Source organism: Metallosphaera javensis (ex Hofmann et al. 2022), from assembly GCF_022064045.1.
In the GTDB taxonomy this organism is placed as follows: domain Archaea; phylum Thermoproteota; class Thermoprotei_A; order Sulfolobales; family Sulfolobaceae; genus Metallosphaera; species Metallosphaera javensis.
Map to the genome: position 1 here is coordinate 1 of NZ_JAKNCW010000033.1, position 8,834 is coordinate 8,834.

The window sequence follows — 8,834 nt, forward strand, 5'->3', positions numbered from 1 at the left end:
TTATTCAAAACGCGTATTACCCTGGTAAAAAACTTTTCAAGGGCCGAGGCACTGACGTCAAGTTCAGGGAAATGCTATATGAGGTCAAGATCTGATCACTCTGCACTGTTTTCGGTTCCCTTCTTCTCATGAATTTTTTCCTCTTCCACAATGTTCACGGTAATTCCCGCATTCTTGTAAGCGTTGGGGTTAGTCCTCTTTATCCTGAGGGTGTAAAATACTGAGAACAGCAGAAACGCTACCCCAACAATCACCGCTTGAGTGACGGGGAATACGGGGGGCCATATGGATTCGTAAAGAACGAAGGCAAAAACTCCGGTAGCAATGGCAGGCAAAACGTAGTGCATTATTGGGTGAAGAAGCTGGTTTATCCCAACGTGTTTCTCCTTCAGTCTATAGAACATTACCATCACTGCAGTGTTATTTGCAAAGTGCGCCACGATGAATCCAACTAACGCAATTGTGGTGAGGAAATCAAACGCGTTTTCTAGAGCAGAGGAGACCTGCTGGGAAGTTGCGCTCAACGCGAGCATCTGGAGAGGCGAGACGCCAGATAGGAACCCTATTACGAACCCTGACAGTACTGCAACCAGACTGGAGGCAATGCCCACGAACAGGAGAGCCTTACTTGGAGTTATCCACTTCTCGTGAATGTAGGCGAAGAACCTGGGGAGAATCCCGTCCCTACCCATGGCGAAGTACACCCTACCGGCGTTGGATTGCATGGCCACGCTGTCGGAGAAGGCAGAGTTGAACGCAAATAGGGCAAGCATGAGACCACCCACTATCCCCATGAAATGGGCATACACAATTATTCCAGGTATACTGTTGTTGGCGAAACTGGTCATGTTATCAACTCCCCATCCCACGGTTAAGGCATAGCTCACCTCTGTTAGGACTATACCCACTATGCTCACTCCTAACATCAGGGCCTTAGTTATCGCCTTACTGTTTTTGACCTCGTCGCCAAGAGGAGCGGAGCCTCCATACCCTATGAAACTGGTCAATCCGAATATCATTCCAAGGCCCAATCCTGCAATTGGACCTCCCAGAGGTGCGAACTGGGACCCGTACACCGAGTTCCATGCAAAGGGATTAAACACGTTCAGCGTATTATCTGGAGCTCTCAAGATGATATAAAGGGAGGTCACAGCAAGGAAGGCAATCTCGGTCATGGCGGCGTACCTGATGTACTTCATTTGGGGCCTTATTCCAACAATCGCAAGTCCAATGGGCACCAGAATGAAGCCCAAAATGAAGGGAATCCATATCCATCCTGGTAAGCTAATTCCAAAGAAGTAGTTCAGTACCCCTGGAAGTACTACACCCGCAACGTAAACTGGAATGGCCGCCGTGCTGGCTATCTGATACACGGGATACATCAACCCTGTCACTATTGCCCAGAAGGGACCCAGAGCTGTGGCCACGTATCCGTAATATCCCCCAGCGCTGGCATGTCTTTTAGATAGATGGTATAGAGTGTTCACCTCTATGAACATGGTAAGCATGGCCAGTAGAAAGGCAAAGGGTGTCAGCACGAAGGCAAATGCTGCAGCTGATGTGATGAAGGCCACGGTATCACAGGCCGGTGCCATCGCCGCTATCTCCTGAGCGACCGCCTCGAGCGTTCCAACAACACCTTTCTTTAATCTAGGAACTGCCTTTTGATTGGACATTTTAGGGTCAACCTAATATTAGGGTCAACCTAAAGTATATAAACTTTCCTTATGTTAATGAAGGTAATGGATGAAAATCTAGTGATAAGGAGAAATATGGAGGACCTGGGGAGTGAAAGGGTACAGATGGTGAAAATTTCTGATGGAATATTTACAAGTAGGAACCCATTTCAGGACGTCTTACTGGAGGATGGTGTCCTAGTTCATTGCATGAAGCATTGCATCAAGGGAGGTTGCGTGGTGTACGAGGTCAGGGTGAGAGAGCCCATCTCGGACTGTGAGCTGGTGAATCTTTCCCAGAAGGTTGAAATAGTTAGAGCCGTGGGTATTGCCAAGTCCTCAATCTCCTTGTACGCCATGAGGGAGATGTCCAAAAGGTTGGGTTACCTTAAGTTAGAGGACGCTGTTTCCAGAATTGTGCGTAAAATGAATGAGGGGATGCCCGAATGCTAGAATGAGTTTAGATTGAAGGTCCATACGCGATAATTCCCTTGACGTCCTAGGTATACGTCTGGATAAAGGACTGGTTCCCTTATGTAACTTGACGTTGCAGTTAGAGATGATGTCATTCAGTCCTGTACTCCCTTATGTGAAGCACGAAACCAAGGTCTCTCACTTTCCTGAGCAATTTCTCATCAGCAGTATAGACCTTTTGATCTAGGACCTTGCCGAGTGCAATATATGAGGCGTCGTACAGGGTTATTCCATATATTAACGAAAGGGACACGGCATCCCTGGTTATATCCTCAAGGTCATAGAGAGTAAGCTGAAAGTCTGCGAGGATCTTACCAATTTCTTCAAGCTCCTTTTTCCCTAACGCATACGTATATCTTAGTCCATTAAGTACCTCAAATGGGAGAATACAAGGGGCTGACAGGTCCTCCACTCCCTTCACATAGGCCTCCTTGAGGAGCAGGGACTCCTTACTGTATTCTTCGTTCGCGAACCACTTAATGACAACAGAGGCATCCACTACTGCCAATTTTTATCCCGCCACTCCCTCACTGTTTCCTCTGATCTCTTTCCCCCGTAATTAAGGAAGTACTCATAGGATTTAGCCGAGGCCTGCTCTATCCTCTTAACATCCTTTCTCCTCTTTCTTATACTCTCCTCCTCTATTACCTCCTCTATTTTCCTCCTTATTATCTCGCTCCAGTTAATGTAACTCAATTCGTCCATCTTTCTCTTGAGATCATCATCAACCCTGATTGTTATGGTTGGCATATGTAAGAATTGCCCACGTATATTAAAAGAATTACGCATAATCAAATAATGTACTTACTTGGCTATACAGAGACAGCTCAAACCTTGTGGAACGCGAGGATGAGTATTTTATTTCCCATGTGATCTACTTCCCCATGGACATCGTGGGTAAGGTTAAGAGAATGAGGGAGATCGGTGATGAATACGAGACGCTTCTGAATGACGTTCTCAATGCCCTCTTCAAGGTAATTCCAAACTGCGTTGCCCTAAACATGGACGATTCTCTCATGCCCGTCTATGCCATCTCGGCATTGAAAACTCAGGGTCTTCTGGCCTTCCCCTATAACTGCGGAGGTAAACCCGGTTACGTGGTGATTAAGGAGGACGGAACTGTGGTATTTGAGGATATGGAAGGGCATACCCAGGAAATGGGAAGGCTAGCCTGACTGATATGCCTTCAGAAACTCCCTGTACTTCTCATATACTGAGGGATGTTTCTCCTTAATCCCCTCCAGGATCTCCTCCAATCCCTTCACAATATTTGTGGGATTCTCTATCACGTTCTCCCCAAAGGGAGAATCCAGATAGACCTTCCCGTCCCTCAACACAATCTGAACGTTTGAGACAACAGGTCCCGTAGCGACCTCATACGTGATCTCCTCTGCTATCCTCATCTCCTTATCCCGTAGATAGACCATGACAGAGATCTGGTTGTAACAGAACTCGATCCCGCTTCTCTCCACATTTACGGACTTAACTCTCATACTCCATTTTCTGTTTTGGAACTTAAAACTTTTTTTACTATTACTCTTCATTTAGCTATTTTAACGAAGTTAGTGCTAATGATAATCTTAAAAATTTGTTAGACTATAGCGCAGGTTATGAAACTTCTGGAACCATTCAATATAGGAGATGTGGAAGTCAGGAACAGGGTTGTGATGTCACCAATGATCTCCAACCTCGGAACGCCTCAGGGTTATCCCAGTAACGAACACATTGCCTACCTATCTAGGAGGGCTATCTCGGCGGGGTTAATCATTACGGAATACACCTACGTGAACAGAAGAGACGCTAGAGGGTCTCCAAATCAACTGGGTCTCTACGACGACGAGCTCGTCCCCAAATTCTCCAGGTTAGTTGATGCGGTGCATGGGAGGGGATCCAAAATTTTCGTGCAACTTGTTCACGTGGGAAGGAAGACCAGAAAAAGTTTCATTTGGGGAAACGAGCCCATAGCCCCCTCTCCTATTCCCATCATGGATCCGGTCAAGGAGATGAGTGAGGATGACGTTAAAAGGGTCATAGAGGACTTCGCGAAGGCATCAGAGAGGGCGGAGAGGGCAGGATTCGATGGTATTGAACTCCACGGTGCCCACGGTTACTTGATTGCCCAGTTCCTCTCTCCCGCAACCAACAAGAGGACTGATAGGTACTCGGACGGTGTGGTTTTCCTGGAGGAGCTCATTAAAGAGGTGAGGAGTCGCGTCTCAATTCCGGTTGGGCTAAGGGTGAGCGTGACGGAATTCGACGATACTGGACTCACTCCTGAGATGGTTTCAAGAATAATCTCCCGTGTGGAGGACAAGCTCGACTACGTTCATCTATCGGCAGGGAGAGATGGACCCCTCGGCTCATCCATGCCCATGTACTGGAAGAGACCGGCCTTCGTGGAATACGCCAAGGAGATGAGAAGGCCCAGAATTCCGCTTCTGCTTGTGGGTTCAGTCATAACTCTGAGGGACGCCGAGGAGGTCCTTGAGGTTGCGGACGCCGTGGTCCTGGGAAGACAGCTCCTGGCTGACCCGGACTGGTTACCCAAGAGCCTTAAGGGAGAGCCAGTGAGATACTGTATTAGATGCAATCAGCAATGCAGGGGGTTTGCGAGCAGGGAAGTTAGATGTGACGTCAATCCTGAACTTGGCTGGGAACTCCTTCCGCTAAAACCTGGCTCAGGGAAGGTAACAGTGGTGGGCGGTGGACTCATGGGACTGGAGGCTTCCAGGGTTCTGGCCAAGAGGGGATTCAAGGTCATCCTCCTGGAACAGGGGGACAAGCTGGGAGGTCAGCTTAACTGGATCATGGATCCCTGGAAGAGTGAGTTCCTGACCATTTTGGACTATTACGAGAAGGAGTTGAGGAGACTCCACGTTGAGATTCACCTCAACGAGAAGGGAAGCAAGGACGATGGATTATGGGCCGTTCCAGACAAGACACAACCGCCCTTTAAGGAGGTTGAGGGTTCCGAGATCCTCATAGATTCAAACCTGTATGCTTATCAGGACTACGCCTTCAAGTGGGCCGAGAGAAACAAGGTCTACATCACGGAGAGGAGTCTCCATCATCTGGACAGGACTAGAAGGTACCTTCTAGAGAAGGCCTATGCCGAGAGGGGAATTTCGGTGGTCAAGGAGGGAAAAGGAAAGGTGGAGTTCAGGGAATTCGTTAGACAGCAACCCACCATTGGGCAAGCCGTGTCCAGGGGATTCTTCATGGCATTAGATTACGAGCCCTGAGGATTAAAAAGATCTAGGAAAGCTTAAATAGTTTAAACTTTCTCTTCTCTTATGAACTGGAAACTGGTAATTCTATCACTGGGAATGTCCCTGACCTTCTGGGACATTTTTAACGTTCCATACATCATAAATTACGCTGGAACTCAGTTTCACGCTTCATCACTTCTTGCTAGCCTACCCCTCTCCGCTGAGATGATCGGTTACGCTATGGGTGGGGCCATGAACGGGCTCCTATCCAGTCTGCGTGGTAGGAAGCCTGGATTACTCCTCTCCATGGCACTTGTCTCAGTGGGGTCCCTGGTGGGCTTCATGGCTCAATCCTTCACGTGGCTGATTCCGGCGGAACTGTTAATAGGTCTGGGAATTGAGGGGGAACTGAGCGTGGTCCCTGCGTACATTTCTGAGACGGTTCAGGCTGAGAAGAGGGGGAGAGCCGTGGGTCTAGTCACGGCCTCAGGATTCCTCACAACCCTGATAGTAGGTCCCATTGCAGTTCTCCTGAACGGAGAATGGAGGTTCCTCTTCCTAGCCGGTCTGCTGGTGTCCCTTGTGGCCCTGGTAACCAGAGTGAGACTGCCGGAATCCAGGATGTGGAGCGAGAGGAGGGGAAGGCTCACCTTCGACTGGGGCATGGTTGTCATGACCATTGTATGGTTCCTCAGCTACTTCACAGGGTACGCACTGTTCGCCGATCCTGTGTTCCAGTTCATAGGCTCTCACGGTTTCTCCAATACTTCCCTCTACTTCACCTACATACTTTATGGGGATCCCCTGGGTGTAGTTTTGGCCACACTTCTAAATGACAGGTTTGAGAGGAAGTACAGCGTAGCCTTAGTCAACTTGCTGGCCGGAGCGGTGATTCTGGGATGGTTCCTCTCCAGTGGGGTGACTTTTCTAGCACTAGGCTTCGCTGAGATGTTCCTGCAAGGTTTCAAGTTCCCCATAATGTATACCTACACCTCTGAGATATTTGGAACTAGGATAAGGACGCTAGGTTACGGAATAGCGGATGGACTGGGACACCTCGGAGGGGCTGTGGGGCCAATACTTTTCGCCTCCAGTTACACGTTGAACCAGTTAGGTTCCTTCCTCATGCTGAGCGGTGTGGCTCTTCTGGCCGGGATGATTGTTCTAGCGTGGGGCGTCAGGACCACGGGCAAACCCCTGGAACAGATCAGAGGATGACTCGACTTTATTTTTTCAAGAAGTTATTCGTGGTAAATGAACCACGTAACGAAGCTGGCCTTCTCTGGTGGTATTAGATCACTCACGTCCTCCCTCATCTGGCCCTACATAGGCTTTGGCCTCTATAGGTACCTGGGGCTCTCCTTGGTTCAGGTGGGTCAGTTCTACTTAACCCAACTGGTGATCTCCTCCATCGCATACGTGATAGGGGGATACCTGACAGACTACCTGGGGAGGAGACTCGTGATGACCCTCGCCACATCACTCTCCTCCCTGGTGCTAACTCTCGCCTTCTTTCTTAACACTGCGGGCGTGGTGGGAATGGTCCTGCTCCAGTCAGGTTTCAGTAGTATCTATGCAGTGGCGAACATGGCCAGTGTAGGGGACATGGGTGGTAACTTCAAGCAACTTGTGAGGTCGTTCAGTGTAATACGTGTTGGAATTAACGCCGGGTGGGCAATAGGCCCAGCCATAGGTGGTGTTCTGCTGGGAGAGATTGGATTTAAGCCACTTCTCCTTCTGGGAGGAGTTCTTTCCGTGGTGGCAATCCCCTTCGTGTACTCCCTTCCCGACCATAAGGGGAGGGTGAAGTTCTTCTTTCCCAGCAGGAAGTTCACCCTGTTCCTGATCCCAACCCTGCTCACCTTCACGGTGATGGGTCAGCTGGGGTTTCCCCTGGTCACCTACTACAGCGGGCTCGGGATTGCTGTGTGGCAGGTTGGACTTCTCTATGCTGTGAATGGAGGACTCATTATATTCCTGCAGACTTGGATAGGGGAGAGGATTTCGGGCAATTACAGGAGGTGGATAGCTGTGGGAATGACAATTTACTCACTGAGTTACGGGGTTGTATTCCTGGTCAACGATTTCTGGGAGGCCCTCCTTGATGTGGTGGGAATAACCATAGCGGAGATGATTGTTTCTCCCCTGTCGCAGTCCATCTCCACCTCCCTGGCCGAGGGCGAGGCCAGGGGAACCTACTCTGGAATATATGGCCTCGTTACCTCCATGGGAAGGACACTTGGCTCATCCATGTCGGCGTTCCTTCTCACCAGGGGAGGAGAGGTAGCGTGGCCCACAGTGGGAGGAATTGGACTAGCCTCTGCTATTCTGTACCTGGCATTGATTTGAATATCTCCAGAAGACGCTTCCCGTTCTCAAGCATCCATAGATCATTGTTGAAGAAGACATAGGCTTCCTCCGGGTTAATCTCCACCACCTTCCTGGCAATCTCCTCGAGCTCCTGGTCGGTGTAATTGTGAAAGTACCACTTTTCCCTTCCGTGCATTCTCAGATAAAACACATTTCCAGGGAAGAGATAGGTTCCCATGGGGGAATCCACAGATGCGAGAGGTACAGGTGGAGGAGACTCAAACCAAGACCTATCCCTGAACTCGAACACGGCATTTGGCACTGCGCGCCACGTCTCCAGGATTCTCCCTTCATTCTCCTCACTCCTCTTGAAGCTGGGAGGTAACTGGAAGAGATAGAATCTGGGATCCAGATCGCGAAATAACTCCACAAACCCCTTGAGATCCACGTCCTTGAGCCTCTTAACGTGGGTGATTTCCCTGTGGACCTTTACCGACCATTTGAGATTGAATGTAGCCCATCCCTTCACTGTGGAGGTCCTAGGTAACCTGTAAAAGCTGGAGTTCAGCTCCACAGCTTGAAAAGGCGTGTTCTCGACGTACCACTCAAGCGATCTTCCCTTGTTCCATGGATAGGACCACCCAGAGGTTCCTACGTATATTTTCATGGGATAAGTTTGTGAGGGTTGATAAAAACCCTTCTCGAACCATGGGCACCACAATTCCCCTGGGGAGGAAAACGTATCGAGCAGAGAGCCACCCTGCCCTGGAGATGAAGCTTCCTGTTTCCTTGACAGGCATGTCTCAGGGGACGCCTTACCTCAACCGGTACAATGGACAGCTTTGGTACACCCTTAAGGGATTGGGAGGGGAGTTGAGGTCGCGATCGAGAAGGGGACGATAGGGTCGGCCATGTCTGAAAGAGGTAGATGACGTCTTCTCCAGCATCAGTTACAGGTTTGAAAGCATACAGTGTTATGACCTGCAATTATCATCAATGAACAGGCCTCAGCTAACGTTAGACAGTAATCTTCTGAGGTATTCGCATTATATACACAAAAACACAAATTGTTAACAAGATTGGAATAGGGAGTGTGTCCAACAATATTGCTATAATAGACAAAATTTAAGTTGGGCCAGGACGGGTTGATTCTGGGTGGGAGCGT

At 49.2% G+C, this 8,834-nt stretch carries 11 protein-coding genes; 6 read left to right on the forward strand and 5 right to left on the reverse strand.

All coding sequences use genetic code 11. The features are described from left to right. Window positions 1–95: 95 nt before the first annotated feature. Window positions 96–1,676 carry an APC family permease gene (locus L3N51_RS12015; protein WP_238027457.1) on the reverse strand — a complete coding sequence of 527 codons (1,581 nt, stop codon included), beginning with the start codon at window positions 1,674–1,676 and terminating at the stop codon, window positions 96–98. Between the two features lie 66 nt (window positions 1,677–1,742). Here L3N51_RS12015 and L3N51_RS12020 point away from each other — a divergent pair, with 66 nt between their 5' ends. Beyond that, window positions 1,743–2,129: a hypothetical protein gene (locus L3N51_RS12020; RefSeq protein WP_238027458.1), complete on the forward strand. Its 387-nt coding sequence runs from the start codon at window positions 1,743–1,745 to the stop codon at window positions 2,127–2,129. Window positions 2,130–2,241: 112 nt separating this feature from the next. Here the strand turns inward: L3N51_RS12020 and L3N51_RS12025 are convergent, their stop codons facing one another. Beyond that, a complete protein-coding gene (locus L3N51_RS12025) occupies window positions 2,242–2,658 on the reverse strand; it encodes a type II toxin-antitoxin system VapC family toxin (protein ID WP_255776338.1) in 417 nt (138 codons plus the stop codon). Beyond that, complete coding sequence (locus tag L3N51_RS12030) at window positions 2,649–2,900, reverse strand: VapB-type antitoxin (protein WP_238027459.1); 252 nt, start codon at window positions 2,898–2,900, stop codon at window positions 2,649–2,651. Before L3N51_RS12030 ends, L3N51_RS12025 begins: the two co-directional genes overlap by 10 nt. Before the next feature lie 134 nt (window positions 2,901–3,034). Here L3N51_RS12030 and L3N51_RS12035 point away from each other — a divergent pair, with 134 nt between their 5' ends. Then, window positions 3,035–3,325 carry a hypothetical protein gene (locus L3N51_RS12035; protein WP_320057104.1) on the forward strand — a complete coding sequence of 97 codons (291 nt, stop codon included), beginning with the start codon at window positions 3,035–3,037 and terminating at the stop codon, window positions 3,323–3,325. Here the strand turns inward: L3N51_RS12035 and L3N51_RS12040 are convergent. Continuing rightward, a complete protein-coding gene (locus L3N51_RS12040; protein ID WP_238027461.1) occupies window positions 3,317–3,643 on the reverse strand; it encodes a hypothetical protein in 327 nt (108 codons plus the stop codon). The two genes, L3N51_RS12035 and L3N51_RS12040, sit on opposite strands and share 9 nt — an antisense overlap. A gap of 117 nt (window positions 3,644–3,760) precedes the next feature. On the opposite strand from L3N51_RS12040, the gene L3N51_RS12045 reads away from it, so the two are divergent. From L3N51_RS12045 to L3N51_RS12055, 3 genes are read left to right on the forward strand one after another with little or no spacing between them, the layout of a single operon-like run. Continuing rightward, window positions 3,761–5,392: an NAD(P)-binding protein gene (locus L3N51_RS12045; protein ID WP_238027462.1), complete on the forward strand. Its 1,632-nt coding sequence runs from the start codon at window positions 3,761–3,763 to the stop codon at window positions 5,390–5,392. A 51-nt stretch (window positions 5,393–5,443) separates the two neighbouring features. Beyond that, window positions 5,444–6,577, forward strand: a complete 1,134-nt coding sequence (locus L3N51_RS12050) for an MFS transporter (protein ID WP_238027463.1) — start codon at window positions 5,444–5,446, stop codon at window positions 6,575–6,577. Between the two features lie 36 nt (window positions 6,578–6,613). Further along, window positions 6,614–7,708, forward strand: coding sequence for an MFS transporter (locus L3N51_RS12055; protein WP_238027464.1), 1,095 nt, complete (start codon window positions 6,614–6,616; stop codon window positions 7,706–7,708). Here L3N51_RS12055 and L3N51_RS12060 read toward each other — a convergent pair. Continuing rightward, window positions 7,683–8,336 (reverse strand): DUF72 domain-containing protein, encoded by a 654-nt coding sequence (locus L3N51_RS12060; protein ID WP_238027465.1) that lies wholly within the window; start codon window positions 8,334–8,336, stop codon window positions 7,683–7,685. The genes L3N51_RS12055 and L3N51_RS12060 overlap by 26 nt on opposite strands. A gap of 11 nt (window positions 8,337–8,347) precedes the next feature. Between L3N51_RS12060 and L3N51_RS12065 the strand changes: the two genes are divergently transcribed. Continuing rightward, window positions 8,348–8,572 carry a hypothetical protein gene (locus L3N51_RS12065; RefSeq protein ID WP_238027466.1) on the forward strand — a complete coding sequence of 75 codons (225 nt, stop codon included), beginning with the start codon at window positions 8,348–8,350 and terminating at the stop codon, window positions 8,570–8,572. Window positions 8,573–8,834: the final 262 nt, after the last annotated feature.

Bases quoted from the DNA above. Each gene is read 5' to 3' on its own strand.
- L3N51_RS12015 (WP_238027457.1), bottom strand. From the start codon at position 1,676: ATGTCCAATCAAAAGGCAGTTCCTAGATTAAAGAAAGGTGTTGTTGGA.
- L3N51_RS12020 (WP_238027458.1), top strand. From the start codon at position 1,743: ATGGATGAAAATCTAGTGATAAGGAGAAATATGGAGGACCTGGGGAGT.
- L3N51_RS12030 (WP_238027459.1), bottom strand. From the start codon at position 2,900: ATGCCAACCATAACAATCAGGGTTGATGATGATCTCAAGAGAAAGATG.
- L3N51_RS12035 (WP_320057104.1), top strand. From the start codon at position 3,035: ATGGACATCGTGGGTAAGGTTAAGAGAATGAGGGAGATCGGTGATGAA.
- L3N51_RS12040 (WP_238027461.1), bottom strand. From the start codon at position 3,643: ATGAGAGTTAAGTCCGTAAATGTGGAGAGAAGCGGGATCGAGTTCTGT.
- L3N51_RS12045 (WP_238027462.1), top strand. From the start codon at position 3,761: ATGAAACTTCTGGAACCATTCAATATAGGAGATGTGGAAGTCAGGAAC.
- L3N51_RS12050 (WP_238027463.1), top strand. From the start codon at position 5,444: ATGAACTGGAAACTGGTAATTCTATCACTGGGAATGTCCCTGACCTTC.
- L3N51_RS12055 (WP_238027464.1), top strand. From the start codon at position 6,614: ATGAACCACGTAACGAAGCTGGCCTTCTCTGGTGGTATTAGATCACTC.
- L3N51_RS12060 (WP_238027465.1), bottom strand. From the start codon at position 8,336: ATGAAAATATACGTAGGAACCTCTGGGTGGTCCTATCCATGGAACAAG.